Source organism: Binatus soli (SeqCode) (assembly GCF_050015535.1).
Classification (GTDB): Bacteria; Desulfobacterota; Binatia; order Binatales; family Binataceae; genus Binatus; species Binatus soli.
In genome coordinates, this window is the sequence record NZ_JBEKBF010000012.1 from 23038 (window position 1) to 48925 (window position 25888).

Sequence of the window (25888 nt, forward strand, 5' to 3'; positions counted from 1 at the left end):
AGAGTCGACCGTTGAGTAAGAAAAAAAAGGCCCGAAAAAAACCGGCGAACCGATCTGGAAGCGGACCGACCGCGTCGCGGACTCGCGCTTGGCTCCTCCCTATAGCGATCGCAACCGTCGTCGCCGTCGTCTTCCTGACGCGATGGATGCGTAAATCCGTGCGTCCGGCACTTCCGTTGACAACACTCTCGATGCTCGGCGTGAAATTCGTTGGAGCCAACCAATGCGTGACCTGTCACGAGCAGGAAAATGTTCGCTGGCTGGGTTCGCATCACCAACTGGCTATGCAGCCGGCATCAAATCCCACGGTGTTGGGCGATTTCAACCACGCCAGCTTCAACAACAACGGCATCACTTCAACTTTCTTTCGGAGTGGCCCGAAGTTCATGGTGCGCACCGATGGTCCGGATGGGGCACTTCATGATTACGAAATCAAATACACGTTCGGCATATATCCGCTGCAGCAATTTCTTATCGCCATGCCCGGCGGACGCTTGCAAGCGCTCGGGATCGCGTGGGACAGCCGCCCATCCGAGCGCGGGGGACAGCGGTGGTTCGCTCTGTATCCCGGCGAGAAGATCACATATGAGGACTCTCGGCATTGGACCGGTATCGATCAGAACTGGAATTACATGTGTGCCGATTGCCATTCGACCAACCTGCACAAGAACTACGACGCTCGTACTCGCACCTTTTCCACCTCCTACTCGGAGATCGATGTGTCGTGCGAGGCCTGCCACGGTCCCGGTTCCAATCATGTGGTGTGGGCGAAGAAGAAGGGTGATTGGAAGAAATTCGACACAACCGAGGGTCTGACGATCGCGCTTGACGAACGCAAAGGCGTTGCATGGCGGATCGATCGCGCGACCGGTAACGCGCGTCGAAGCTCGCCGCGTCGGTCACAGCGGGAGATTCAGATGTGTGCGCGATGCCATTCGCGGCGCGGCGAGATTCACGAGGACTACGTGCACAGCCAGCCGGCGGGAGATGACTATCGCGTGGCGCTTCTCGAGCAGGACCTCTACTACCCGGATGGGCAGATAAAGGAGGAGGACTACGAATACGGCTCTTTTATCCAGAGCCGGATGTTCCATGCCGGCGTGACCTGCAGCGATTGCCACGAACCGCACAGTGGCAAAATTCGCGCCATCGCCAACAACATTTGTATGCAGTGCCATTCCGCACAAAAGTACGATTCGCCGAAACATCATTTCCACAAAATCGGATCGGCCGGCGCTCGATGCGTCGAATGCCACATGCCAACGCGCACATACATGGTTGTCGATCCGCGTCGAGATCACAGCATCCGCATTCCGCGCCCCGACCTGTCGGTAAAGCTCGGCACTCCCAACGCGTGCAACAATTGCCACACGGACAAGTCGGCCCAGTGGGCGTTGGATTCCGTGGACAAGTGGTATGGGCATGCGGCCCAGGGGTTTCAGCGTTTTGCTGAGACACTGGATGGCGGGTCAGCCGGCGCACCCGGGGCACAGCAATCGCTCGAACGACTGATCGCGGATCGTGAGCAGCCGGCTATCGCTCGCGCCACTGCGCTTTCCATGCTCGCCAACTACGCTCCGCCTCCGACCGACGCGGCGGTTCGTGCCGGAGTCACCGACGATTCGGCGCTGGTGAGACGCGCTGCCGCCCACGCTCTGTCAAACTCCGATCCGGGCGCCAGCGCAAATGCATTGGCGCCACTTCTCTCCGATCGAATTCGTGCCGTGCGGATCGAAGTGGCAGAAGTGATCGCTGGGTTGCCCGCGGACAACTTTCCAGCAGATGTTGCCACCGCTTTTAGCCGCGCCACCGATGAGTACATCAGCGCACAGCAATTGAACGCGGACCGTCCCGAGCCGCATCTGAATCTGGGATTGCTGTATGCCAGGCAGAATCACTTCGACAAGGCGGAGGCGGAACTCAAAACCGCATTATCGCTCGAGCCGGGTTTTGCGCCTGCGGCGGTGAACCTCGCTGATCTTTATCGCGCACAGAACCGGGATAAAGAGGGTGAACGCGTGCTCAAGGACGCCATCAGTCGTTCGCCAAACGACGCGTCGCTTGAACACGCGCTCGGTCTGTTGATGGTGCGTCAGAAGCGCAGTGTGCAAGCGCTCGACCTGCTGGCGGCTGCCGCGCGCATCGAACCGGGCAATGCCCGTTATGTTTACGTGTATGCGATCGCGTTAAACGGTGCTGGCCAGACTCGCGCTGCAATCGAGACGCTCGAGCGCTCGATCAAAGCGCATCCTTACGACCGCGAATCACTCGCCGCGCTGGCAAACTTCCTGGAACAGGCCGGCGATCACGCTAAAGCGCTGACCTATGCGCAGCGCCTCGATGAGCTCGAGCCGGGGAATCCACAAGTTCGCCAGATGCTGAAAGAGCTGAACGACCACCCTCACGGCTGACGTGCATTGTACTTTGGTACAATAGTCGCATCCGCCCGCCCGATGCAGAATCTGCTCTTGAGACCCGAGCGTCAAACCTTCGGCGGCGCTGAAACCATTTGCAAACAGAAGAGAGAATGAGCGAGAACAACTTATGTGGAATGCGAAATCGAAGCTGCAGCGTTTAGTCCTGGCGATGTTCGATCTGCATGGGAGTGAAGAGGGAAGAGGAAGCCGTACAGTTTCTGCGCAACGATCCACAGATGCGCGCCGCCTTCATCGACGGAGTAGCAGCGCCGATCGCCAACAAAATATTTGAATGAGGCATAATCTCATGATCGCCGCCAAAAAAGCCCTTCGATTTGGTTCATTGCTGTTTGATGCGATGAACCGATACAAGCCCACCGGGTGCGCTCTGCTACTGACGTTGGGTGTGCTTGTGACCGCGACGGCCAATGCCCAGCAGCCGCAGCCGGCACCCAAGGCTTCGAAGCCTGCCAAGGCGTCGGTCCAGGCGCTGTCAGCGCCCGCGCCGGTGCTCGAGCCCAAGGCGATAGAGATTCTAAAGGCCGCATGCGCCCGACTCGCCGCAGCCCACTCGATGTCGTTCACCGCGGTGATCAGCTACGAGAGCCCGAGCCGCTTCGGTCCTCCCCTCATCTACATGGTGCGGGATGACGTCACCCTGCAGCGGCCCGATAAGCTCCGGGTGCTCACGCTGGGTGACGGTCCGGCCAGCGAGTTCTATTACGACGGCAAGACGATGTCGGCCTTCGCACCGGCCGAGAACCTGGTCGCGGTGGCCAGCGCCCCGCCCACGATCGACGGCGCGTTGGAGGCGGCCTACAAAGATGCGGCCACCTACTTCCCATTCACTGACGTGATTGTCGCCGACCCCTACGAGGGAATCTCCGACGGGATGACGACCGCCTTCTACATCGGGCAATCGCACGTGATGGGAGGGACGACCACGGACATGGTCGCAGTCAGCAACAACTGGGTGTTTGAACAACTCTGGATTGGAGCCGACGACAAGCTGCCCCGAATGGCTCGCGCGGTGTTCCACGCCGACCCGGTCGGTTTACGCCACCAGATCGAGTTCTCCAATTGGCAAATTGACCCGGTCGTCGCTCCGGACGCCTTCACCTCGCCTGGCCTCGCATCGGCCAAGCGAATCTCGTTCAATCGCCCGGATCCGCAACTTCCGCCGGGCATCAAACCTCCAAAGAGAGCCACCTCATCGAAGGCAAATTGAGGATTATTGTAATGAAAAAAACAGTCATTGGCTTGATGGGCATATTGATAGCTGCGCTTTTGCCTCGACCGGTCGGGGCTTGGTCGCATGCGGGCAGGTACGGCGGCTCTGCATCCGGCGGGGGCGGCTCTTGGAACGCCAGGGGTGCCGGCGGTGGTTCGGCATCGGGAGGGGGTGGCTCGTGGAGCGGTCATGGTGCCTATGGCGGTTCCGCGTCGGGCGGCGGCGGGTCCTGGAACGCCCATGGCGCGGAGGGCGGCTCCGCGTCGGGCGGCGGGGGCTCCTGGAATGCCCATGGCGCGGAGGGCGGCTCCGCATCGGGCGGAGGTGGCTCTTGGAACGCCCATGGCGCCTATGGTGGCAGCGCATCGGGCGGAGGCGGCACCTACCACGCGAGCAACAGTTACGCTACGACTACGTACAGCTCGTACGGCCACTACTATGGAGGTAGCTATAGCACCTACCATCCACCTACTACTGTGAACTACTACGGCAGCAGTTGTTCCAACTGCGGGGGCTGGCAGACCGCTGGCGCCGCTGCTGCGGGCGTCGCGGTCGGCATGGCTGTCGGTGCGACATTGGCTAGTGCCAACTCAAGCGCAGCCGCGTCGAACGCCTACAGCTCGGGCTACGCCGCTGGCAGCGCCAACACCGCGTACCCGATTGGGGCGATCTATCCGACGGTGCCTGCAGGCTGCGCCCAATCCGATGTCGGCGGCACCACGTACTACTACTACCCGTCCCGCAATACGTGGTTCCAGCCATCATTCGGCGCGAACGGCGTTTATTATCGCGTGGTGCTACCTCCAGTTTGATATCGGACTGATCGAAATTAACATTATTCTAGTGAGGAGAAAATCGATGAACTCAATGACCTTCAGGACAGTGCTCTTTTCGTTCGCGATCATTGCGGCGGGTTGTGCTGGCGCCAAAGTGACGGGACAATCCGAGCAGGCGCCAATTGGCACTGCACGACCGTCCGCTGTCGTCATCTACCCGTTTGCTGTCAGCCCTTCTGAAGTGACTCTGAACCAGGGCTTTTTCCAGAAGGCATATGTAGCGATGTCGGGTGAAAATCAGACCGACCAACAAGTTCAGCTCGCTGACCAGACAGCGCAGAATGTATGTGTGCAGGTTGCGGCAAACCTCACAAACAAGGGCATCACGACGACGTGCCTGGGCCGCGGTACGCCACCTACCGGAAGTAACGTACTAATCATCGATGGCAATTTCACCGACATCAATGAAGGCAATCGACTTCGCAGGATGGTTATCGGCCTGGGTGCTGGTCAATCTACGCTTGATACCGCAGTTCAAGCCTACCAGAGGACAGACCAAGGCTCCCAACAATTGATGGATTTTAGCACTCATGCGGACAGTGGCTATATGCCAGGGGCGGGAATCACCGGGCCGGCAGGCGCAGCGGCAGGGGGAGCCACAGCAGCGGCCAGCTTGGCCGTGAACGTGGCGGCCGGCGGCGTAAAGAATGTGACATCATCTACGGGATTTTTAGCTGATAAGACGGCCAAGCAGATTGTCGACCAAGTGAGCGGGTATTACGCGAAGCAAGGGTGGGGTGCTTAGGGAGCACGGCCGACTATGCGGGCAGCGGACTGTCGGGGGTCGCCAGGGACGTGATGCAAAGTGCAGAGTGGCCTTGGACGCGCATTCGAATGAATTTGTCGCGCAGAACGAATCCGATTTCGAAGCGATTGACGAGGGAGGACATCGTATGATGAACGCTCGACGCCAGAAGACTGTTCTGACTTTGACGGTACTTGCGCTGCTGATCACAGTCGGCTTCGGCTCAACCAGTGTTTTGGCCCAGCAAATCACCGGCGTACCGGGTTCGCCGGGCGCTACCGTGACGCTTGACGGGAAGCAGCTCCCGCCGCCACCGATGCCGTTCGGCGGCGTGATCAAGGAAAGCGCCAAGGATTCCACGCCGTACTGGCCGCCGCGCGTTGTGCCTCCCAAGGGCGCGCCCAACATCCTGCTCATCATGACCGACGACCAGGGCTACGGGGTTTCGAGCACCTTCGGCGGCGTCATCCCGACGCCCGCGATGGATCGCATCGCCAAGGCGGGATTGCGTTACACGCAGTTCCATTCCACGGCGCTGTGCTCGCCGACACGCGCTGCTCTCATCACGGGGCGCAATCATCACTCGGTGGGCTTCGGCGTGGTCACCGAGCTGTCCACGGGCTACCCGGGTTATGACTCCATCATAGGGCCGGACAACGCCACCATAGGCGAGATCCTGAAAGAGAATGGTTATGCCACGTCATGGTTTGGCAAGGAGCATAACACCCCCGGTTTTCAATACAGCGTCGCGGGGCCTTTCGACCAATGGCCTGTGGGGATGGGCTTTGAGTATTTCTATGGGTTCATGGGCGGAGAAACCGACCAGTGGACGCCCTATCTCTTTCGAAATACGACCCCGGTGTTTCCGTGGATCGGCAAATCCGGCTATAACCTCACCACCGATATGGCGGACGACGCCATCAGGTATATGCGCGATCTGAACGCAGCCGCGCCCGACAAGCCGTTCTTTCTCTACTACGTACCCGGCGGCAGCCACTCGCCGCACCAGCCGACCAAGGAATGGATAGACAAGTTCAAGGGCAAGTTCGACATGGGCTACGAAAAGTTGCGCGAGCAGATCTTCGCCAATCAGAAGCGGCTCGGCGTGATCCCGGCGGATACCCAGCTTACCCCATGGCCGGACGGGCAGGCCGAGTATAATGGCGCAAAGCTGCCGAGGTGGGACTCGCTTTCAGTCTTGCGAAAGAAACTGTACGCGCGCGAGGCCGAGGTCTTCGCTGGCTACACCGCATACACCGACAACGAGATAGGTCGCGTGATCCAGGAGGTCCAGGACGAGGGCAAACTGGATAACACTCTTATCATCTATATCTGCGGTGACAACGGCACCAGCCCCGAAGGCACGCTGGAGGGCACGTTTAACACAATGACCGCCTACAACGGCATCCTGAACGTTCCCATGCCTTTGCAGTTACTGCACTATGGCGACTGGGGCTCGGAGAAAACCTCCCCGCACATGTCGGTTGGATGGGCTTGGGCGTTCGACACTCCATTCAAGTGGACCAAGCAGGTGGCATCGCATTTCGGCGGCACCCGGCAGGGTCTGACTATTTCATGGCCCGGCCACATCAACGATGTCGGTGGCATCCGCGCCCAGTTCCACCATGTCATCGACATAGTGCCGACGATCCTTGAAGCCGCCGGCATCAAGGCGCCTGACGATGTCAATGGCATCAAGCAGAAGCCGATTGAAGGCGTGAGCATGGCCTACACGTTCGACAAGGCAAACGCCAACGCACCGTCGAAGCACGAGACGCAGTATTTCGAGATGATCGGCAACCGCGGTATTTACCACGACGGTTGGATCGCATCCACGACGCCACCGGTTCCGCCGTGGATGTTGGGCGCGTCAATGCCCTCCATGAACGAATACAAGTGGGAGCTTTACAACATCGCCGACGACTACTCGCAATACAACGACCTCGCCGCGAAAATGCCGGACAAGCTGAAGGAAATGCAGGCGTTGTTCATGACAGAAGCCGCAAAATATCAGGTCCTGCCCCTGGATAACTCGGGCTTCGCGCGCGCCGTAACCCCGAGACCGAGCGCGGTCGCCGGGCGAACCGTTTTCACTTACTCCGGCGAGATTTCCGGAATCCCGCCCGGTAATGCTCCGAGCATCTTAGACAGGGACTACACCATCACCGCCGACGTGGCGATCCCCAAAGGCGGGGCGGAAGGAATGATCGTGACCCTGGGCGGACGCTTCGGCGGCTACGGCCTCTACCTCCTCAAAGGCAAGCCGGTCTTCGATTACAACCTTCTTGATCTGAAGCACTACCGCTGGGAGGGGGGACCGTTAGGCCGCGGCTTGTTGGCCGATGCGCTCAAGCCGGGCAAACACACAATTGTGTTCGACTTCAAATACGACGGACCTGGCCCCGGCAAGGGCGGCGAAGGAGTGCTAACAGTCGATGGCAATGAGATAGCCCGCAAGAAGATCCCACACACGATTCCGTTGCTAATGACTGTAGATGAGACCTTCGACGTTGGTAGCGATACCTACACTGCGGTGAACAACGACTATAAGCTGCCGTTCCGCTTCACCGGCACGATCGACAAGCTGACTTTCAACCTTGGCCCCGAGCAGTTGACTGACGCGGATCGAAAAATCATTGCGGAGCGACTCGCCCGGGCAAGGGACTAGGCGAGCAGGCAATAGCAGTCATGAAACCCGCGGGCGTCCTGTCCAGCAGTTCCTCGTCAGTGGACGCTCTGCAAACCACGACCGCGGTGATTGAAGCAGGAGCTGGCCTCGCGCTGCTGAGTTTCCCCTCGGCAGCGGTGGCGCTCCTGCTCGGCGCGCCGTTGGAGACACCCGGCGCCTTGACCGTGGCGCGCGTCGGCGGGGCCGCATTGCTTACGCTGGGAGCAGCATTCTGGCTTGCGCGCGGCGACACGCAAAGCCGTGCCGCGAGAGGATTGGTGGCAGCGATGGTGCTGTATAATCTCGGTGCAGCTATTATCCTTGGGGCTGCCGGCATCCGGTCGCAGCCGGTCGGTATCGTTTTGTGGCCGGCGGTGGTGCTGCACGCGGCCATGACCATCTGGTGCATCATGAGCCTTCGATATCCGGGCATCGCCGAAAGGCCAGAGAATCTCCGTCAAAAGCAATCCCGCAATGAGTTATAACCAGCCGGTTGGAGACACCTCGCTCATCGCATGCCTGCATTGCGACCTGTTGCAGCGCATCCCGGAACTTGCGCCGGGCGCGTCCGCGCGCTGCCCGCGATGCAACAAGGAGCTGTGGCGGCATCGTGAGGACTCGCTCAACCGGACGCTCGCGCTGACGCTCGCGGCCGTGGTGCTCTACGTGGTCGCGAACACCGTTCCAATGCTCGGCCTGACGATCGTCGGGCGCGACGCCTCGACCACGGTAATCGGAGGCGCCCAGCACCTGTGGGATAACGGACAGAAGATCGTCGGGGTGCTGGTGCTGTTCACGGCAGTCATCGCGCCGGCGCTGCAAATAGGCTTGATGCTGGCGATTGTGCTCGGAGCAATGCGCGGGCGACCGCCGAGATGGGTGGGGATGCTCATGCGCTATCACCCGACGACCCGCATCTGGAGCATGATCGAGGTCATGATGGTCGGCGTGCTGGTAGCTTTGGTCAAGATCGCGGACTACGCGACGGTGATTCCGGGAATGGCGCTGTTCGTGCTGTGGGTGCTCGTTTTCATCCTGGCCGGAATGTCGGCCAGTTTCGACTCTCGGGAAGTGTGGGAGAGGGTCCAGTGGGCGGACGAAGCGCGGTGCGACGCCGACGGGAACAGGGTGGCGGAGGAAATGTCGTGAGTCCGATCGCCATGACCGCGATGCAGCAAGGCTTGCAAAGCTGCGAAGGCTGCGGCCTGCTCTCGCGTCCCGCGCCCGGTGAGGTCGAAGGACGCTGCCCGCGCTGCGACGAGGAGCTTGCCTTCCGCAAGCCCGCGAGCTTCCAGCGCACTTGGGCATACCTGATCGCCGCGGTGATCTGTTACGTCCCGGCGAACGTGCTTCCCGTGTTGACGACGACCACGGCGGCAGGCGCCGAGTCCGACACCATCATGCAAGGCGTAGTGCTGCTGTGGTCGCCGACGGGATGGCCGCTGTCGATCATCGTGCTCGTCGCAAGCATCATGATCCCGAGCGCGAAGATTCTGGCACTCGCATATCTGCTAATCACCGCGCAGCGGGGCTCGGTCGCGAACAATGAGCAGCGGGTCCGGATGTACAGGATGGTCGAATTCATCGGACGATGGTCGATGGTGGACGTGTTTGTCGATACGTTCACCGCGGCGCTGATCCAGCTCCAGCCGCTTATGTCGGTAGAGCCGGGACCCGGCTTGATCTTCTTCGCGGCGGTGGTGGTGTTTACGATGCTCGCGGTCGAGTCGTTCGATCCGCGGCTGATCTGGGATTCCGCAAGTTCGAAAGAGGCAGGTTCGAAAGAGGTTACTTATGCCTGATCGCGATCCACCGCTCCCTTCTGTCCCTCAGTCGAGGAATGTGCCCAAGAAACGCACCCGGCTCTCTCTGGTTTGGTTCATCCCGATTGTGGCGGCGATTGTCGGCGCATGGGTGGCAGTGACGAGGGTCCTGAGCGAGGGGCCGAAGATCACGATCGTTTTCCGATCTGCGGAAGGGCTGGAAGCCGGCAAAACCAAGATCCACTACAACGGCGTTGACATCGGCACCGTCACAGATATCCGGCTGTCGGAGGACCACCAGCGCGTGATCACCACCGTGCAGATGGCTCCCAAGACGCAAGGCTTTCTGGTCGAAGACACGAAGTTCTGGGTCGTGCGGCCGCGGATATCGGGCGCCAACGTGACGGGGCTGGGCACTCTCATCTCAGGGGCCTACATCGGCGCGGAGATTGGCTCTTCGAAGGAGACCAAAAGCGACTTCGTGGCGCTCGAAACGCCGCCGGTGATAACCGGCGATATCCCGGGCCGCTTTTTCATCCTGAAGACCCCCGACCTGGGTTCACTGGATACCGGCACGCCGATATACTTCCGGAGGCTGCAGGTAGGCCAGGTCGCGTCGTACGAACTCGACAAGGACGGTAAGAATCTGACTGTCAAGGTATTCGTGCGAACGCCGTACGACCAGTACGTCAACCCGGACACCCGCTTTTGGCACGCGAGCGGAATCGACGTATCGCTCTCGGCAAGCGGTCTCACCGTGCAGACCCAGTCGGTTTTATCGATTCTGATAGGCGGTATCGCGTTCGAGACGGCCGCGACCGATCCGGCCCTGCCGCCGGCCGAGGAGAACGCCGTCTTCAGGCTGTTCGCCAACCGGGCCCAGGCGTTCAACCCGCCTCCCCGAAATCCGCAGACTTATCAGGTCATCTTCAAGGACTCGGTCCGGGGGCTAGCACCCGGCGCGCCGGTCGAGTTTCGCGGCATTCCTGTAGGCGAGGTCACGGATGTTCGCGCGCAAGTCGACTTGAAGACCTTCGAATTCTCGGTGCCGGTAATTATCCAAGTGGACGCGCAGAGACTTGGAGTCAAGATCATGGACCTGAAGCCCGGTGAAAATTTCGAGGCCATGCGCAGGAAGATGATCGACAGCTTGGTGTCCCACGGGGTCCGTGCGCAACTGAAAACGGGGAACCTTTTGACGGGTGCCGTGTACGTATCGCTCGACTTTTTCCCGGGCGCGCCGCCGGCGACGGTTGACTGGTCGCAGAAACCAGTGCAGCTACCGACCACTCCGGGGCAGCTCGAAGCGACCGAGGCCACCGTTGAGAACATCATCAAGAAGCTCGACAAGATGCCCTTGCAGGAGATCGGCGACAACCTGCGCAAGGCAATCGCGGATCTCGATCTGACGATCGTAAGCGCGCGCGGTACGCTTGTGAGTGCGCAAGGTACGCTCGACAACACCAGCAATCTTACTGGGCCGAATTCCGTACAAATCCAGCAACTGGGCGATACGCTCCGGGAGGTCAGCCGTGCGGCCCGGTCATTACGCGTGCTCGCAGACTATCTCGAGCGTCATCCCGAAGCGCTCATTCGCGGCAAGACCGGGGAGGCGAAGTGATGACAGGCCGTATCGCATATCTGATCTCGATCGCGTTGGTCGTAATGGTAGCAGCCGGATGCAGCACGGTGCCCTCGCGGTTTTACGCGCTCGACTCCACGGCGATCGCCGACGGCGCGCCGGCCGCGCACGCCGCCGTCATGGTCGGCCCGGTTACCGTCCCCGCTGCAGTCGACCGGCCGGAGTTCGTGGTCCAGGTCGCGCCCAACCGCGATGAGGTAGATGAGTTCAATCGGTGGGTCGCGCCGCTGAATGATGCCATCGCGCGCGCAGTCGCCGGCGACCTCGTGGTGCTGCTCGGTACACCGGAGGTGGCCACGGAGACGCTCGCGAACTTCACCCCCGACTACAGGATCACGATCGACGTTCAGCGCTTCGAGTCGATTCAAGGCGACGCGGCGTTCGTCGAGGCAGTGTGGACGGTGCGCAAGACTGCGGGCGGGGAAACGCGCTCGGGCCGCACCGTCGCGCGCGAGCCCGTGCAGGGTCAAGGCTTCGACGCGCTCGCGGCAGCGCACAGCCGCGCAATCGCGAAGATGAGCGCCGACATCGCCGCCGCCATCCGCGCGGAAGCCGAAAAGAAGCCGTAGCGCTTTTCTGGAAACCGATCTCACCGAGGCGAAATGCAAACTGATCTCATGAGCGAACTGACTACAACTGACACCGAGGTTTATCGACGATGAAGTTACTAGCCAGGCCTAAGGGCCGATCGTTGCCGTTGATACTTGCCGCGGCAGTCTTAATGTCCACATCGCCGATGGTCACCGGTTGTTCGTACGGTGATGACCAACCGTCGGCCGCGTCGGCGTCGGAGGCGCAATCGGGTGTCGCCGCAAGTGCCGCACCGGCTGTTCCTCCTCCCGCTGCGGCCGTTGAACCCGGTCCGCCGCCCGGGGCGGCCACCGCGCAAGAGTTGCAGGAACTCGCAACACCCATCGCCCTCTATCCTGACGTGCTGGTGGCGCAAATCCTGGCCGGGTCCACCTATCCGACGCAGATCGTGGAAGCAGATAGATGGCTCAAGCAGAATCCCAAGCTGACCGGCGACCAGTTGGCCGGGCAAGTGAATCAGCAACCGTGGGATCCCAGCATCAAGTCGCTGACTCAGTTCCCTTCTGTGCTTCAAACGATGAACGACAGCCTCGCGTGGACTTCGGCGCTCGGCGAAGCGTACTACAACCAGCCCGCCGACGTGATGAACGCGATCCAGGTTCTGCGCAACAGGGCGATCAACGCGGGAACGCTGAAGTCCACATCGCAACAGAAAGTTGAAGTCCAGCCTGCACCTCCTGCCGCTCAAGGCGGGGCGCAGCCCTCGATGCAGCAGACGATAATCATCCAGCCGGCACAGCCGAACACGGTTTACGTCCCACAGTACAATCCCACCAGTGCTTACGGCGCGCCGATGCAGGCGCCGCCGGGATATAGCGGTAGTGATTTGCTCCTCACGGGAGTCTTGTCGTTCGGAGCCGGGATTTTGCTCGGGATGCTTATCAACAATGGCCACAACAACTGGGGTTGCAGCTGGTACGGGTACGGCGGCAGCTCGGTCAGGTACAACAACAATGTTTACGTCACCAATAACATCGTATACCCGGGACGACCTCCCGCTTACCGGCCGCCGAACGCGGGAAACCCACGCCCAGGAAACCCGGCACGACCGATGCCATCTCCGGGCAACAGGCCGCCCTACAACGGTGGCGGCGGAATCAATCGTCCAAACAACGGCGAAATTCCGGCAACGCGCCCATACAACCCGGCAACCGCGAGGCCGGCCAATCCCAATATCGCAAAGCCCAACTTTCCCAAGCCGAGTACGCTTCCCAACAATCCGGCAGGATCCAATCCTGGTATGACAAATGTTGGAAAGAATCGGCCCAATCAGCCTGGTAATCCCGTCGCCGCAAATCGGCCCGCTAATACCAAAACTGCCAATCGTGCAGCAGACCCGGCACGAGGCTTCTCCAAAGACCCTGGCAGCACGGGCGGCCGCAATAGCGCTTTGGGTGGATATCAGGCCGGCGGAGCTACGCGGGCATCCAGCGACCGCGGACAAGCGAGCCTTAAGGGAAACCAGAATGCCTCTGGCGGACGCGGTAACGGCGGTGGTGGCGGTAATGCCAAACGCGGCGGGGGCGGTGGAAATGGTGGAGGCGGAGGAAATCAAGGCGGCCGAAAAAAGGGTCAATGAGGAATTCCAATGACGTCGAACGAAATGACCAGGGAGTGCCTCGACATCAACTCACGCCGCGCCGCGAACGCGACAGGGAAAAGACTCATGCCTAATTTTTTCGACTATTCCAGAGTGAAGATCTCTCGCGCCCGTCCAGCGGCCGTTCTCTCAGCGCTGCTTTTGGCGCTCCTGTTCTTCCCGCCTCTCGCGTCGGCGCAAGAAGCGGCCGAGCAGCAAGTGTTCCCGTCACCGAACGCCGCCGTCACCGCATTGGTCGCCGCTAGCAAAGCGGACGACATGAAGACCCTGAGCTCGATACTCGGCCCAGATGCGGATCAGGTCCTTTCATCGGGAGATCCAGTTGCCGACAACAACGCTCGCAACGACTTCGTCAACCGCTATGAAGAGATGCATCGGCTCGCTTACGACGATCAAGCTCGCGTCATTCTATATGTCGGCGCCGAGAACTGGCCGGTTCCAATCCCGCTCGTAAAGAAGAATGGCGGTTGGGTTTTCGATACGGCCGCCGGCAAAGAGGAGCTACTGTACAGACGAATAGGTCGAAACGAGCTATTTACGATCAAGGTTCTCGAAGACCTGGCAGATGCGCAGACGGAATACGCAAGCGAAGCGCGTGATGGCGAAGATACAGCTCACTTTGCCCAGAAAATCCTGAGCGATACCGGTAAGCATAACGGTCTGTATTGGGAAACCCCCGAAGGACAACCCGAGAGTCCGATAGGACCGCTTGTCGCGAGCGCCACCGCTGAGGGATACAAGAGGGACAATAGCGGAAATCCAATCCCGTTTCATGGATACTACTACAAGACAATAACAAGGCAGGGTAAGAACGCCCCGGGCGATGCAAAGAATTACTTAGTCAATGGCAAAATGACTAATGGCTTCGCATTCCTGGCCTGCCCCGCCGAATATGGAGCTTCAGGAGTGATGACATTCATGATCAATCAGGATGGCGTCATCGTACAAAAGGATCTTGGGCCCAACACCGCAAGGTTGGCGAGCGAAATAGCACAGTTCAATCCTGACAAGACCTGGCAAGAAGTGGAGGAGTAACATGTCTTTGCGACTTCGGAATTGGCGATCACTGCTCGCAGCGATCGCGCGGGGCTGAAATCGTGGAGCAATTGCGAGAGGCGCCCCACCTTCATCTCGCGCCATTGGGTTTCCCGAGCGGGTCGAATGATGAGATTAGTTTGGAAGCTGGATGGAAGTCTGTAGGTGAGAATAGCTAGAATGCGGCATCAACCTGTGGGCGTGCCCTGGCACAGGTGTTGCTCGATAGGAAGTGCATGGCCGTGGATGAATTCCTGTATCAACGGAGCGAGCTTCTCGTCGTCGCCGCGCTTTTCGGATTGCTGCTGGTCGCTACAGAAGTGGGCTTTCGTCGCGGGCGTGTGATTCGGGCTAGGCTTGAGGATTCTGCAAAGTCGGAACTCGGGACCTTGCAGGGTGCGATGATTGGTCTGCTTGCTCTATTGCTCGCCTTTTCCTTCGCAATGGCAGAATCGCGTTTTGACGCGCGAAGACAATTGGTTCTCGAAGAAGCCAATGCGATAGGTACTACCTACCTTCGCTCGAAGGCGCTCGCAGAGCTCTATCGAGTCGAGGTGGTCAAACTGCTGCAAGACTACGTTACCAACCGCGTGGAATACTACGCTACCGGAGTGGACCAGAAGAAGCTGGATGAAGTTAACAATCAGACCGATCAGTTGCAAACACAGCTTTGGTCACAAGCGATGGATGCGGCGACTAAGGATTCTCATTCCATCCCGGCGGGGTTGTTCATTAGTTCGCTCAACGAAGTCATCGATCTTCGCACGAAGCGTGACATCGCAAGACAGAATCACGTGCCCGAGGCAGTTCTGCTTCTGCTTTTCTTTGTGGCGACTCTGGCCATGGGGATTGTGGGATTCGGCTGTGGAATGGGAGATTGGCGTAACCTCTCGGTGACGGTGACGATGTCCCTGATCATTACTTTGGTAATCCTCGTGATCATGGATCTGGATCGCCCCCGTAGGGGATTCATCAGGGTCAGCCAACAGAGCATGGTCAATCTTCAGAACAGCATCAAATGAGACTCCGCATGAGAGAACGCGAAGCCCCAGGTAGACCCGACATTGTTTCCCTTCATCTTAGTGCGCCGGGTCTCCGAGTGCCACTGAATTTCCAAACTCTAGAGTTCTGCCGGCTTAGGGCGGAAACCGAGCAGAAACTGTAGCGGCGGAACTGCGTGCATATGTCAATCGAGGCCAGCGTCTTGCGGGAGTTGCGAGAAGCAATCCACCGACATTTCGAGCCGCACAGGCACAGCGCTCTGCTCGCGGCGATCATAGCTGCGTTTGCGGTGCGCCCACTGATAGGCGACTCAAGAGCCAGCTTCGCCATATTCGGAGTTGCATTGGTGACCATCCTGCTCGTGGCCCTTTACAACATCAACGTTGATGAGTTGGTGGGTGAAAGAGGCCGCCTGCTGGCCCAAAGCAGGCAGCGGCGAATGCTGGGTTGGGTGCTCGCCGCGGCTGCCATGGCAGAACGAATAGCCGTCATCTTTGTGCAGAGCTGGATGCTCAACTTGGTGGGTTCGATTTGTTGGTTGCTATTCATCCTGTTTGTTGCCTTGAGCGAGTTACGAAGCGTCCTGAAGCATAGAGAGGTCACCGGCGAAACCATCTGCATGGCTATATCGGTCTACCTCTTGCTCGGGTTCACCTGGGTCTTCCTGTACGCTATTATGTTTCAACTGCATCCAGATTCCTTTGGCGGCCTCGGAGCCGCAATTTCCGGCCATCCGGCCGGCATTCAGTCCATTTTCCCGGTTCTCGGCTACTTCAGCTTGACGACGCTGTCCACCATCGGATTTGGCGACATCACTCCGTTGACTCTGCAAGCCCGCTACGCAGCGGCGGCAGAAGGCATCACGGGGCAGTTCTACCTGGCGATCCTGGTTGCGCGGCTGGTGGGAATGCAGATGAGCCAATCTACGAGTCGAAAAGCGGAACCTCAGCATTCAAGGAGGCCATCTGAACACGGGGAGGATCAATCGTGAGCCCGATGACCATCGGTTGCATCGTGTTGGCTTGCGTCTTTGGAGGAGCGCTTCTCGGGATGGCTCTTCGCCTGATTCTGCCTGAGCATCATCTGAGCGCCGAGTCCAAGGATGTAATCAAGCTGGGGATGGGCCTGACCGCGACGATGGCGGCCCTGGTTCTCGCTCTGCTGACCAACTCGGCAAAGAGTTCTTACGACGCGCAGAGAAACGAAGTTACGCAACTCTCCGCCAACATCATTCTGCTCGATCGCGTGCTCGCCCATTACGGGCCAGAGACGAAAGAAGCTCGCGATCTAGTCAAGCTGTCCGTCGCTGGCATGATTGATCGGATCTGGCCCGAGAACCGTTCCGGACGCGCGGAGTTGGCGCCGAACGCGGCTGTGGCCGAAGTCTTCTTCGACAAGATCCAGGAACTTTCTCCGCAAAACGAAGTTCAGCGCTCGTTGCAGGCCCAAGCCCTGAAGACCAGCATCGATATCGGACAGGCCCGCTTGCTGCTGCTCGAGCAGGGGGGCCGCTCAATCCCTATGCCGTTTCTCGTATTGCTGGTTTTCTGGGTGACTATTATCTTTCTCAGCTTTGGTCTGTTCGCGCCCCGGAATTCGACCGTCATCGCTACCCTGTTCCTCTGTGCGCTATCGGTTTCTGGTGCGATCTTCCTGATCATGGAGCTGGACAGGCCATTCGGCGGGCTGATTCAGATTTCCGACACACCGCTGCGCAATGCCATCGCCCATCTCGGCAAGTAGCATGAGCACTTTGCCACAACAGCTGGCGGCAGCCGACAAATGGCTGCATCGTGAGTTCGTAGCGGTTGGTCTTGCGATCGTCGTCCTCTTTGCAAGCGGCTGTGCCACTCCCGTCGGCGTTTCGCGCCTCAAGGAGCAGGCGGTCCAACGCCAGCTGAACGCTAACGTCCTGTCAACGGGCGAACCGAGCGCCTACTCGACGCAAATTCTCGAGCGCACCGCGCTCAGCCAGCGCTTCCAGAGTGAACCGGAAGTCGTGATCGCCGAATTGAATTCAGGGCTCGGCAAGCCTGACGAACGAGAGCGCCTGTTCGCGCTGTCCGAACTGTGCTTCGCGTACGCCGGGGAATCGGGGAGCCGATCGTATTACATGGCCTCCGCGGCTTATGCGTACGCGTTCCTGTTTCCGCCAAACCCGGCGAACGCCCCCGGCGAGTACGATCCACGCCTGTGCATGGCAATTGATCTCTACAATCGGGGCATCGCCCTGGGACTTGCGACCAAGGATGGAAAGAAAGTTGACCTCAGTACGCGGCAATTCAGTTTGCCCTTTGGTTCGCTCGCTCTGTCGGCTAATCCAAACGGATACAACTACGCCGGATATCATCTGACAAATTTCGTATCGCTCGCGGACATGAAAGTGCGCGGGCTGCGCAACACTTATCGCATAGCTGGTATCGGCGCCGCGCTCTCGGCAAAAGTGGAACCCTCGCCAGGCAACCCGGCGAGCCGCTGGATACTGCCGAGTGCGAAAGTACCGATGACCGCGTTCGTGCGCTTCGACGATCCTCGCCGCGCGATGAGCGACGGGCGGCTGCACGGCACGGTCGAACTCTACGATGAGGACTGGACCGAGAAGATACAAGTCGGCGCTTACTCCGTGCCGCTCGAGTCGGATCCCAGCGCCGCGCTCGCCTATCGTTTGGAAGGTTCGCCAGTTTGGGATTTCGAACTTGCGGGGTTTCGCCGGGGGGACTTTCCGTTTTTGGGCACCAGCATCGCCGGCGACATCAGCGGCCTTTTCATGCTGCATCCCTACCATCCCAACATGATTCCGGTGGTGCTTGTTCATGGGACCGCGTCGAGTCCCGCACGCTGGGCTGAGATGGGCAATGAGCTCCTCGGGGATCCCGCCATAGCCTCGCGCTATCAGCTCTGGTTCTTCGTCTATAACAGCGGCAATCCCATCGCGTTGTCGGCGATGCGCCTGCGGAAATCGCTGCAGGCTGCGCGAAAGGACATCGATCCCGAGGGAAAAGATCCCGCGCTCAACGACATGGTCGTGATCGGTCACAGCCAGGGAGGGCTCATGGCCAAGATGACGGTCGTCGATAGCGGCAACCGCTTCTGGGAGAATATTACGAAGGTCCCGTTTGACAAAGCGCAACTCGACCACGACACTCGCGACCTGCTGGCCCGCGCGTGGTTTGTCAAGCCATTGCCGTTCGTGAAGGAAGTAATTTTCATCGCGACGCCACATCGCGGCAGTTTTTTGGCGAGTAATCCCCTCGTTAAGTTCGGAAACAAATTCATCAACCTGCCGGGGGGCCTTGCCAAATCCGCTGTTCAGATCGCAAAGCTCCGCGAGCCCAGCATGCTGGGAACTCCGTTTACTATCCCGACCGCGCTCGACAACATGGACGCGTCCAATCCGTTCCTGAAGACGCTGGCCGCGCTGCCGATTGCCAAGGGCGTACACGCTCACTCGATAATTGCGGTGAAAGGGACAGGCCCGGTCGAGGAGGGCAACGACGGCGTCGTCGAGTACAAGAGCGCGCATATCGAGGGCGTCGAATCCGAGCTGGTCGTGCGTTCGGGACACTCGACTCAGGCCACGCCCGAGACGATCGAGGAGGTCCGCCGCATCCTCTACGAGCACGCCGGAATCCACTGATGGTTCGGCGCCCAGCCCGCATCATCGCGACGCTGATGCTGTCGGTGATCGTCGTCGCCGCGGTCGCGTGGAGCGCGATGGCGCTGTGGTTCGATGGACCGCAGTTGCGCGTCATTGCGGGGGCGATGGCTGGAGGACTGGCCCTCGCGAGCTGCGCTCTAGCTGTCCTCGTTCGACCCTTCTTGAGGGGGCTCGTGGTTGCGCTGATGCCCGTGATTGTGGTCGCCCTCTGGTGGACGGCGATTCCGCCGAGCAACACGCGCGATTGGACTCCCGATGTCGCTCGCACGGCGCGAGCATCCTTTGACGGCAGCCGCGTGACGATCGAGAACGTACGAAATTTCAACTACCGATCCGAAACGGATTACGACCAGCGCTGGGAAACGCGGACTTACGATCTCGACCGGGTTGAGGGCGTGGACTTGTTCCTGTCGTTTTGGGGACCGACCCAAATCGCGCATACGATCGCGAGCTGGGAGTTTGACGACGGCCAACACCTTGCCATCTCGATCGAGACACGCAAGGAGAAGGGCGAATCATACTCGGCGATTCGTGGCTTCTACCGCCAGTACGAGCTCTATTACGTAGTCGCCGACGAACGCGACCTGGTCGGCTTGCGAACGAACTACCGCGGCGAGCAGGTCTACCTGTATCGCATCCGCGTTCCCGCCTCGCAGGCGCGCGCACTGCTGGTTGACTACCTCGACGAAGTCAATCGGCTCGCCGACCACCCGCAATGGTACAATGCACTGACGCAGAACTGCACGACTACGATTCGTGGCCATGCGCGAAACGTCGGCGCCGTCGGCCGGCTTGATTGGAGACTGCTCGCGAACGGCCACCTCGACCAATTGCTCTACGATCGCGGTCAGATCGACACGGACCTGCCGTTCGAAGACCTCCGCGCACGCAGTAACATCACGGAAATGGCGAAAGCCGCCGGCAACTCTACAGATTTTTCCGCGCGCATCCGTCAGCGGCTGCCAAAAGACCGCGGCTCGTAATTTTTGGTCGTCGCGCCAACGACCCAAAGCTCGGCAGCTTTCGGATTTTTCTATCGAACTGGGAACATCAAAGAGGCGCTAGACCTGGCGATGGTCTTTCAGGTCGTTGTGACGCGACACCGAGTCTGATCTAATCGTATGTGGCAACTTTCGCGGGATTTACCGGGACTGGCCTGGAATATTATGGGACGGCGGATGCGTCCAACCCCGCGCTGGACGTGGGTTTCCGACGCGGGCAGACTTTCCAGCGCCGCGCCGCGCGCGGTTCTATCCCGCTATTTCGGCTCGGCGGTCGGTGTCACGATAGCTGCTACATAGGGACAACCTTGCCACAACAAGGCGCGAGTTTGCGCGACGTTGGATCAAACTAAGTGTCGTTTTTGCGATTCGATGCGATTCGCTTGATGAATCAGCTACTTACGTCGCTTTTGGGCGAAAATGCCGGCTGGCCAGACTGGAAGCCGAATCGGTTCAGGGCGGACGGTAAAGCCGGGGCTCGAAATGCTGACGATAAATTAGCGAGGCTAATAGGCTACTCACGTTCCGCTCGGGAACATGATGCGGGCGCCCCGGTATGTCGTTGCTCGCGACATACGGCGCCTTGAAGCAAATAGACGCGCCTTGGAAATAGTCGTCGAGCACGACCATTCTCCGCGCTCGGCGAATAAGTGTCGAGGGCGACGACACTTAATTTTAGGTGTCGTGCTCGACGACACCTAAAATCACGGTGCCGGGATCGGAACTGTGCTCCCGTTCAAGATCGTGGCCCACGATCTTGAACTCAAATGCGCCGGGCGGGAACATTTGAAAATGCAACTCTAAGCGCGCTTTGGCGCATCAAGAGAAATGTCGTGGGCCACGACATTTGAAAATTCATCTCTAGGCGCGCTTTGGCGGGCTAAAGGAAATACTCGTGGGCCACGAGGATTAAGCGGATCACGGTCGTGGCCGGCGACCGTGATTTTTGGGATCACGGTTCCCGAGCGGGACCGTGATTTCACTTTTTAGCTCGCGGGCTCTTTGGCGCGGTGCAGGATCAGCGGGATTCCGCCTTCGGAGCCCTGCTTGGTGATCATGATGCTGCCGTCGTCTTGAATCTGGCAAACGATCGTCGCGTCGCTCTCTTTGAAGACCACGACGTTGGCATTCTCGCTCACCAGGTCCAGGTAGTGCGAGAACTGCTCGCCCATCGCGACGCCCGAATACTTGTGGGCGGGAAAATCGATCGTCACGGTCATGATGTTGCTGGTCCAGGTGCCATTGAGCCGATCGTGCGGCGAGCTGCTGCCGTGCAGCAGCCCATCAACAGGAAAGCGATCGCCGCCGCGAGTTTAACGACCTGTTTTGCTTTCAATGGAATCCCCCTCTTTGAAAACAGGGTTCAGAGAATGCGGCCGTGCCAGATCACGCGAGCGTAAATCAACAGCCCCTTGTCGTTCGATTTGCTGATTTCAATGACAGTGGGATAGGCCGTGTTGTCGCACTTGAGCCTGGCAATCGAGTTCCCTGACCATTCGACGCGCCGAGGAAAGAGCCGTTCGCCTGGTTCAGCCCCCTTCCGCGCAATTAGGTAGAGACCGTTCATAGGCGAATCGATTTCAATTGTCCCAGCTAGAAGCAGATCTCCTTTGCGTAAGGTCGGTTCCATCGAGTCGTCCGCCCGAACCTCGAAGAGGAGCGGAGGAAATGCCTCCTCATATTCTCGCGAGCCGATAGCGTTCCGCACGTCGTCGGGCACGGAGACTTGACCGATATTTTTTCGGAACCAATCGAGTTCGAAGAGCACGGGCGCGCGGTCGTTTGGCCATGCGGGCACAATGTATCCCGCCGCGCCGGCCCGCATATCACCGCGGCCCGTCATCAGCCACTCGATCGAAATATCGAGTTCTGATGCCAAGCGGGAAGTGGTGATCACGTCCGGCGCGGCCCGCCCAGCTATCCAGTCGTGAAAGGCGGTCCTGGATACTCCCAACTCTGCGGCGATCGCGGTGATGCTGCGGCCGGAAATCGCCTCTTTGAGCCGCGCGGCAAATTCCGAGACCGCGATTCGCCGACTATCAGTCAGCATGGCCTCGCGAGTCTGAGTCTGATCCTTGGCCGCGACTTTCGGACTCCTCCGCTTCGGCTTGTGCGCCTTACTTGGCATAACGTTCGGAATAGCTTGCGTTCGTTCGGGTTTCCTGCCTATATTTGGGCCGTGGACGCTCTACGATCATCATCGCCGTTCGGCATTCATAACACAGCGGCGGCCGGTGAGGAAACAGACTGGCCGAGAGAGTACCTCATCGCCGAATTGCATCGCCGCGGACTGAGCCTTCGCGCACTCTCTTTCAGAAATGGTTACGCCCGAAACACCCTCTTAGATGCGCTCGATCGATCCTATCCGAAGGCCGAGGCGATCATCGCCAAGGCACTCGGGCTTCACCCCGCGAAAATTTGGCCGAGCCGGTACGCGCGGCGTCGCAAGCGCAATCGCGATCGAAAGAGGGTGGCTAAAGTTTCATGAGCGAGGCGGCGCGCAGCGAGCAGCTCGCAGTTCCGGCGCTGATGGACGCCGCGGCGCTGCCAGTAGTCACCGCGCCGGTTGATCCTCTCGACGGGATACCGCGCGCCTTGATCGCGCGCGCTCTCGCGAAGGCGGAGATCGTCGCCGCGTTCCGCGCTTGTCGGGGCCGATCGTGCCGGACGCTGAACGCGACGGGCGCATCGTTCGTCGAGCGGTACAATTCAGAGAACGAAAAAGTTTCGGCAGAAACGCGCGCGCTCTATCCGACGATCGAGTGGCCGAGCTTGCAGCGCGACTGGCGGCGATTCGAGAAATCGGGAATTTCGGGTCTGATTCCCGGCTACGGCGGGCGGCGCGGCGACACGATAATCGCGCGCATCCCGTTGATGCGCGAGTTCGTCATCGCGCAGATCGCGCATAACCCGCGCGTGCGCGCGCGATTCGTGCTCGATGGAATCGGAGTTAGATTCGCGAATGATCGCATTCCTGATCTCAGATCGGTCGAGCGTTTTATCCGCGACTGGAAGCGGAAGAACGGCTCGCTGTTTCAGCGCGTCGCCGATCCAGACTTGTGGAAGAGCCGGCACATGCTGGCGCTGGGCGATGCTGATGCCGGAATTACGCGCGTCGGCCAGTTATTCGAGATCGACGGCACGAAGAGCGATGCGTTTGTTCTGACAGAGATCGAAACTAAAACCGGCAAGATGCAGATGATCGCGGTGCTCGACGTGAAGTCGCGCCGGATGGTTGCGCATCTGGCGCCGAGCGAGTCGAGTCAGGCGATAGCCGAGCTGCTGATCAAGGCGTTTCCGATTCTCGGTATTCCCGACGAGATCAAATCCGATCGCGGCGCGGCGTTCCTGAGCGAGCGGACGCAGCGCGCGATGGCGCGGCTCGGGATCAAGTGGACGGCGGTGCGCGCCTATTGCGGCGAAAAAAAGCCATTCATCGAGCGCGGCGGCATGGGCAGCGTGCTCCACGGATTCTTCGAGAACGTGCCCGGCTATTCGGGCCATTCGCCGGCAGAGGCCAGCGCGATCCGCAAGCGTGCGTCATTCGCACAGCGCCGCGGCCAGAATCTCGCGAAGTTGTACCGCGTCGAGCTGACCGGGCCGGAGCTGCAAGGGCTGCTCGACCGGTGGCTCGAGCACCTTTACGGAAATCGGAAGCATCGCGGGCTCGGCGGCCGAACTCCGAACGAGGTTTTTGCCGAGGCCGAGCGGCGCGGGCAGGTCCGGCGCGTCGCCGACGATCGATTGCTCGATCTGATCCTGGGCGAAGACGGCGCGGCCGTCGTCGGCAAGAAGGGGTTGCGCGTCGGCAACGTTTTCTATTGGGATGATGCGCTGGTCGAGCACGTCGGCGGGACGGTGCAATTCGTGCGCACGCGCGACGCCGGCAAGCTGATTGTTTACACGGCCGACGCGGCGCCGCGCTTCATCTGTATCGCGGTTGATCCCGAAGCGCTCGGACTCGACCGCGAAGTGCTCGCGATCGCCGCCAAGCAGCGGCAGACCGTCGTCATGCGCCAAGGCATGGATGAGCTGCGCGCGCTCAAGAGAAAACACCGGCCTGACAAACTCTATCGCGAGATCCTCGATCACGCGGTCGCGAAAACGGCAGCGATGCTGCCGGCGCCGGCCGAAGCTGGCGCCGTGGCGTTGCCGTATCGTTCGGCGGCGCTGACCGCGGCGGCGGCTGCGCTTGAGGCTCTCGACGCGCCGGCAGAACCGGCACCGCACGACGAATCCGATCTCCGCGAAGGCGCGGAAGCGTTGCGAGAGTTGATGAATCGCAAGACGCGGCGCGAGGCCCTTTTGAACCGTGACCAATTATGGGATTTGTGGATTGCAATTCGACGGGCGGGGCGGCCGTTGACTGAACGTGAGCAGGCGTTCCTTTCTCGATTCGGGAACACGGCTGAGAGCTGGGCAATCTCTTACGAGAGCACGTCCGATTATCAGGCCGGACTCGATTTGGAGCGATGGAGCGCCGACGAGGGGCAAGCTCACGACGAGGGCAAAAGTTATGCGCACTAAAATCTGCCTGACCGCGAATTACCGGGCCTTTGTGAGTGCCCAATCTGCCGCGACCGGCCGCGATCCCGGATTGCCCGGAATCGTGCTGATTCATGGAGAGGCCGGCCGGGGAAAAACTTGTGTGACCGCGCATATCGCTGTAAAACAGCACGCCATTTTTCTTACGGCGTTGCCGATTTGGAGCGCGCGCTGGATGCTCGGCAAGATCGTTGAAGAGATGGGCGAGAAGCCGGGAAGCCAACTGGCGCCGATGTTCGAGTTCATCGCGAGGGAGCTTACCGAGCGCCCGCGTCCGATTTACGTAGATGAAGCCGATGCTCTCCTCTCGGAGAGAAAAGGTCTCCTCGAAACGCTGCGCATACTTCACGACATGACGGCGGTTCCTTTGGTTCTGATCGGCGGGACCGCGGAATTTCGCGGGAAGGTCATGCGCAGGCCACAAATAGAGCGCCGGATTTTGCGCGCCGTTGATTTTAAGCCTTCGACCCTGGATGACAGCCGCTTGCTCGCGGCGGAGCTGGCCGAAGTGCTACTCGCCGATGACTTGATCGAGGCGCTCCATCGCCGGTCGCGTGGCTCGGCTGGCCTGTTCGTCAAAGAGCTGGCGGCGGCGGAAGCTTTCTGTCACCGGTGCGGCCTGAACAAGATCGCGCTGGCCGACTATCCGATGGACGATTCGACGCCAACACCGCCGGTCAACAGGCGGTCTGATCTCGCGGCGGCGGCTTGATGGAAACAATCAAAAATCCTCGCGGGCGTGGCGCCGGAGTGAATCTGGCGGGCGCGCCGAGCGCGGCGCGCGAGCGGATGTGGAAGGCGATGCGCATTTTGCGGCGATTCCAAATCGGCGAGCTGCTTCAAGTCGCCGAGATCGCGAGGCGCAAGGCGGCCGAGCTCTACCTGCGGGATCTGACGGGCGCCGGTTATCTCAGAATCGAGGAGCGAGTGCGGGGCTGCGAGGGCAGCGTGTACGTGCTGATCAAAAACACCGGACCTTTCGCGCCGCGGTGCGGGCGAAAGGGTCTGGCGCTGGACCCTAACCTTGAAATCACGCGGATAAGAGAACTGCGGGCGAATCTCATGGCACAGATCACCGCGTGCGACAAACGACTCGCTCGATTGGGCGCGTTCGTCGAACGCCAGAAACTTGGAGGGCAAAACTGATGAAGAAG

At 59.9% G+C, this 25888-nt stretch carries 24 protein-coding genes; 21 read left to right on the forward strand and 3 right to left on the reverse strand.

All coding sequences use genetic code 11. From position 1 onward, the window contains the following. The first annotated feature begins 158 nt into the window (after positions 1-158). From ABR989_RS10540 to ABR989_RS10620, 17 genes are all read left to right on the forward strand, one after another. Positions 159-2411, forward strand: a complete 2253-nt coding sequence (locus ABR989_RS10540; RefSeq protein ID WP_428128239.1) for a tetratricopeptide repeat protein — start codon at positions 159-161, stop codon at positions 2409-2411. 298 nt (positions 2412-2709) lie between these two features. After that, complete coding sequence (locus tag ABR989_RS10545) at positions 2710-3645, forward strand: DUF2092 domain-containing protein (protein ID WP_428128240.1); 936 nt, start codon at positions 2710-2712, stop codon at positions 3643-3645. A gap of 479 nt (positions 3646-4124) precedes the next feature. Continuing rightward, positions 4125-4460, forward strand: a complete 336-nt coding sequence (locus ABR989_RS10550; RefSeq protein ID WP_428128241.1) for a hypothetical protein — start codon at positions 4125-4127, stop codon at positions 4458-4460. Positions 4461-4506: 46 nt separating this feature from the next. After that, entirely contained in the window at positions 4507-5229 is a 723-nt protein-coding gene (locus ABR989_RS10555) for a DUF4410 domain-containing protein (RefSeq protein ID WP_428128243.1), read from the forward strand. Positions 5230-5380: 151 nt separating this feature from the next. Then, complete coding sequence (locus tag ABR989_RS10560; protein WP_428128433.1) at positions 5381-7897, forward strand: arylsulfatase; 2517 nt, start codon at positions 5381-5383, stop codon at positions 7895-7897. 20 nt (positions 7898-7917) lie between these two features. Further along, a complete protein-coding gene (locus tag ABR989_RS10565) occupies positions 7918-8382 on the forward strand; it encodes a hypothetical protein (RefSeq protein WP_428128245.1) in 465 nt (154 codons plus the stop codon). Next, positions 8372-9046, forward strand: a complete 675-nt coding sequence (locus ABR989_RS10570) for a paraquat-inducible protein A (protein WP_428128247.1) — start codon at positions 8372-8374, stop codon at positions 9044-9046. The genes ABR989_RS10565 and ABR989_RS10570 overlap by 11 nt, the downstream gene beginning before the upstream one ends. Further along, positions 9043-9699: a paraquat-inducible protein A gene (locus tag ABR989_RS10575; protein WP_428128248.1), complete on the forward strand. Its 657-nt coding sequence runs from the start codon at positions 9043-9045 to the stop codon at positions 9697-9699. Before ABR989_RS10570 ends, ABR989_RS10575 begins: the two co-directional genes overlap by 4 nt. Continuing rightward, the gene (locus ABR989_RS10580) at positions 9692-11281 is read left to right on the forward strand and encodes a PqiB family protein (RefSeq protein WP_428128250.1); all 1590 of its coding nucleotides are present in this window, start codon (positions 9692-9694) and stop codon (positions 11279-11281) included. The genes ABR989_RS10575 and ABR989_RS10580 overlap by 8 nt, the downstream gene beginning before the upstream one ends. Further along, positions 11281-11871 (forward strand): PqiC family protein, encoded by a 591-nt coding sequence (locus tag ABR989_RS10585; RefSeq protein WP_428128251.1) that lies wholly within the window; start codon positions 11281-11283, stop codon positions 11869-11871. Before ABR989_RS10580 ends, ABR989_RS10585 begins: the two co-directional genes overlap by 1 nt. Before the next feature lie 152 nt (positions 11872-12023). Then, positions 12024-13472, forward strand: coding sequence for a DUF3300 domain-containing protein (locus ABR989_RS10590; protein ID WP_428128253.1), 1449 nt, complete (start codon positions 12024-12026; stop codon positions 13470-13472). Positions 13473-13481: 9 nt separating this feature from the next. Further along, complete coding sequence (locus ABR989_RS10595) at positions 13482-14528, forward strand: DUF2950 domain-containing protein (RefSeq protein WP_428128255.1); 1047 nt, start codon at positions 13482-13484, stop codon at positions 14526-14528. A gap of 236 nt (positions 14529-14764) precedes the next feature. Beyond that, complete coding sequence (locus tag ABR989_RS10600) at positions 14765-15550, forward strand: bestrophin-like domain (protein ID WP_428128257.1); 786 nt, start codon at positions 14765-14767, stop codon at positions 15548-15550. 161 nt (positions 15551-15711) lie between these two features. Further along, positions 15712-16521, forward strand: coding sequence for a potassium channel family protein (locus ABR989_RS10605; protein WP_428128259.1), 810 nt, complete (start codon positions 15712-15714; stop codon positions 16519-16521). Between the two features lie 5 nt (positions 16522-16526). Continuing rightward, positions 16527-17273, forward strand: a complete 747-nt coding sequence (locus ABR989_RS10610; protein ID WP_490338419.1) for a bestrophin-like domain — start codon at positions 16527-16529, stop codon at positions 17271-17273. A gap of 1 nt (position 17274) precedes the next feature. Then, the gene (locus tag ABR989_RS10615) at positions 17275-19167 is read left to right on the forward strand and encodes an esterase/lipase family protein (RefSeq protein WP_428128263.1); all 1893 of its coding nucleotides are present in this window, start codon (positions 17275-17277) and stop codon (positions 19165-19167) included. After that, positions 19167-20171, forward strand: a complete 1005-nt coding sequence (locus ABR989_RS10620; RefSeq protein ID WP_428128265.1) for an Lnb N-terminal periplasmic domain-containing protein — start codon at positions 19167-19169, stop codon at positions 20169-20171. The genes ABR989_RS10615 and ABR989_RS10620 overlap by 1 nt, the downstream gene beginning before the upstream one ends. A 693-nt stretch (positions 20172-20864) precedes the next feature. Here the strand turns inward: ABR989_RS10620 and ABR989_RS10625 are convergent. The 3 genes from ABR989_RS10625 to ABR989_RS10635 form a co-directional block, all read right to left on the reverse strand. Beyond that, positions 20865-20987, reverse strand: a complete 123-nt coding sequence (locus tag ABR989_RS10625; RefSeq protein WP_428128267.1) for a hypothetical protein — start codon at positions 20985-20987, stop codon at positions 20865-20867. 188 nt (positions 20988-21175) lie between these two features. Beyond that, positions 21176-21409 carry a hypothetical protein gene (locus ABR989_RS10630; RefSeq protein WP_428128269.1) on the reverse strand — a complete coding sequence of 78 codons (234 nt, stop codon included), beginning with the start codon at positions 21407-21409 and terminating at the stop codon, positions 21176-21178. A 143-nt stretch (positions 21410-21552) separates the two neighbouring features. After that, the gene (locus ABR989_RS10635) at positions 21553-22317 is read right to left on the reverse strand and encodes an XRE family transcriptional regulator (RefSeq protein WP_428128271.1); all 765 of its coding nucleotides are present in this window, start codon (positions 22315-22317) and stop codon (positions 21553-21555) included. Positions 22318-22368: 51 nt separating this feature from the next. On the opposite strand from ABR989_RS10635, the gene ABR989_RS10640 reads away from it, so the two are divergent. The 4 genes from ABR989_RS10640 to ABR989_RS10655 are packed head-to-tail and all read left to right on the forward strand — an operon-like array spanning position 22369 to position 25880. After that, on the forward strand, positions 22369-22677 hold the full coding sequence (locus ABR989_RS10640) for a helix-turn-helix domain-containing protein (protein WP_428128435.1): 309 nt from the start codon (positions 22369-22371) through the stop codon (positions 22675-22677). Next, positions 22674-24716: a DDE-type integrase/transposase/recombinase gene (locus tag ABR989_RS10645; RefSeq protein WP_428128273.1), complete on the forward strand. Its 2043-nt coding sequence runs from the start codon at positions 22674-22676 to the stop codon at positions 24714-24716. Before ABR989_RS10640 ends, ABR989_RS10645 begins: the two co-directional genes overlap by 4 nt. Further along, complete coding sequence (locus tag ABR989_RS10650) at positions 24706-25446, forward strand: AAA family ATPase (protein WP_428128275.1); 741 nt, start codon at positions 24706-24708, stop codon at positions 25444-25446. Before ABR989_RS10645 ends, ABR989_RS10650 begins: the two co-directional genes overlap by 11 nt. Then, on the forward strand, positions 25446-25880 hold the full coding sequence (locus tag ABR989_RS10655) for a hypothetical protein (RefSeq protein WP_428128277.1): 435 nt from the start codon (positions 25446-25448) through the stop codon (positions 25878-25880). The genes ABR989_RS10650 and ABR989_RS10655 overlap by 1 nt, the downstream gene beginning before the upstream one ends. Positions 25881-25888 lie beyond the last annotated feature (8 nt).

Excerpts from the sequence above, each read along its gene's own strand:
- ABR989_RS10545 (WP_428128240.1), top strand. The coding sequence starts at position 2,710 with ATGAGGCATAATCTCATGATCGCCGCCAAAAAAGCCCTTCGATTTGGT.
- ABR989_RS10555 (WP_428128243.1), top strand. The coding sequence starts at position 4,507 with ATGAACTCAATGACCTTCAGGACAGTGCTCTTTTCGTTCGCGATCATT.
- ABR989_RS10560 (WP_428128433.1), top strand. The coding sequence starts at position 5,381 with ATGAACGCTCGACGCCAGAAGACTGTTCTGACTTTGACGGTACTTGCG.
- ABR989_RS10565 (WP_428128245.1), top strand. The coding sequence starts at position 7,918 with ATGAAACCCGCGGGCGTCCTGTCCAGCAGTTCCTCGTCAGTGGACGCT.
- ABR989_RS10570 (WP_428128247.1), top strand. The coding sequence starts at position 8,372 with ATGAGTTATAACCAGCCGGTTGGAGACACCTCGCTCATCGCATGCCTG.
- ABR989_RS10580 (WP_428128250.1), top strand. The coding sequence starts at position 9,692 with ATGCCTGATCGCGATCCACCGCTCCCTTCTGTCCCTCAGTCGAGGAAT.
- ABR989_RS10585 (WP_428128251.1), top strand. The coding sequence starts at position 11,281 with ATGACAGGCCGTATCGCATATCTGATCTCGATCGCGTTGGTCGTAATG.
- ABR989_RS10590 (WP_428128253.1), top strand. The coding sequence starts at position 12,024 with ATGTCCACATCGCCGATGGTCACCGGTTGTTCGTACGGTGATGACCAA.
- ABR989_RS10595 (WP_428128255.1), top strand. The coding sequence starts at position 13,482 with ATGACGTCGAACGAAATGACCAGGGAGTGCCTCGACATCAACTCACGC.
- ABR989_RS10600 (WP_428128257.1), top strand. The coding sequence starts at position 14,765 with ATGGCCGTGGATGAATTCCTGTATCAACGGAGCGAGCTTCTCGTCGTC.
- ABR989_RS10605 (WP_428128259.1), top strand. The coding sequence starts at position 15,712 with ATGTCAATCGAGGCCAGCGTCTTGCGGGAGTTGCGAGAAGCAATCCAC.
- ABR989_RS10610 (WP_490338419.1), top strand. The coding sequence starts at position 16,527 with ATGACCATCGGTTGCATCGTGTTGGCTTGCGTCTTTGGAGGAGCGCTT.
- ABR989_RS10615 (WP_428128263.1), top strand. The coding sequence starts at position 17,275 with ATGAGCACTTTGCCACAACAGCTGGCGGCAGCCGACAAATGGCTGCAT.
- ABR989_RS10620 (WP_428128265.1), top strand. The coding sequence starts at position 19,167 with ATGGTTCGGCGCCCAGCCCGCATCATCGCGACGCTGATGCTGTCGGTG.
- ABR989_RS10630 (WP_428128269.1), bottom strand. The coding sequence starts at position 21,409 with ATGACCGTGACGATCGATTTTCCCGCCCACAAGTATTCGGGCGTCGCG.
- ABR989_RS10635 (WP_428128271.1), bottom strand. The coding sequence starts at position 22,317 with ATGCCAAGTAAGGCGCACAAGCCGAAGCGGAGGAGTCCGAAAGTCGCG.
- ABR989_RS10645 (WP_428128273.1), top strand. The coding sequence starts at position 22,674 with ATGAGCGAGGCGGCGCGCAGCGAGCAGCTCGCAGTTCCGGCGCTGATG.
- ABR989_RS10650 (WP_428128275.1), top strand. The coding sequence starts at position 24,706 with ATGCGCACTAAAATCTGCCTGACCGCGAATTACCGGGCCTTTGTGAGT.
- ABR989_RS10655 (WP_428128277.1), top strand. The coding sequence starts at position 25,446 with ATGGAAACAATCAAAAATCCTCGCGGGCGTGGCGCCGGAGTGAATCTG.